This is a genomic window from Pseudomonas sp. SB113 (assembly GCF_040754745.1).
Classification (GTDB): Bacteria; Pseudomonadota; Gammaproteobacteria; order Pseudomonadales; family Pseudomonadaceae; genus Aquipseudomonas; species Aquipseudomonas grimontii.
In genome coordinates this window covers 1-393 of sequence record NZ_JBFMHW010000243.1, presented here as the reverse complement: position 1 = coordinate 393, position 393 = coordinate 1, and the positions used below count along the sequence as shown (strand labels likewise).

Here is a 393-nt window from a genome sequence, read left to right as displayed (position 1 = left end):
ATCTCGCCGAACCCAAGCCGCGCGTCATTATCTGCGACACAGTCATGTGCAAGGGCGTGCCCTTCCTTGAAGAGCGCGAGATCACGCATTTCGTGCGGGTTGAGGCCGATGAATGGCAGAAGGCACTCGCCGTGCTCGACGCAAACCGGCCAGAATGAGGGAGGAACAGAGATGAGCGTCAAGCGCAATTACGATCCGCACCGCAAGTGGGAACCGCGCACGCCGCCAAAACCGGGCGAAGGCGGACGCACCTCGGCGATGATCGCCTCGCTGGCCGCGGAAGGCTATGAGACAGTTTCCGCGCCGTTCGGTCATGCGTTGGTGGCGGAGGCCAAGAAGAACGACCGCATCGTCGGCCTCACTGCCGACCTCGCGAAATACACGGATTTGCAT

Annotated in this window: 2 pseudogenes; both read left to right on the top strand. The window is 61.6% G+C overall.

Features of this window, described 5'->3' with window-relative positions:
- Window positions 1-158, top strand: a pseudogene (locus AB1462_RS32390) (transketolase); the annotation flags it as partial.
- 13 nt (window positions 159-171) lie between these two features.
- Window positions 172-393: pseudogene (locus AB1462_RS32385) on the top strand (hypothetical protein); the annotation flags it as partial.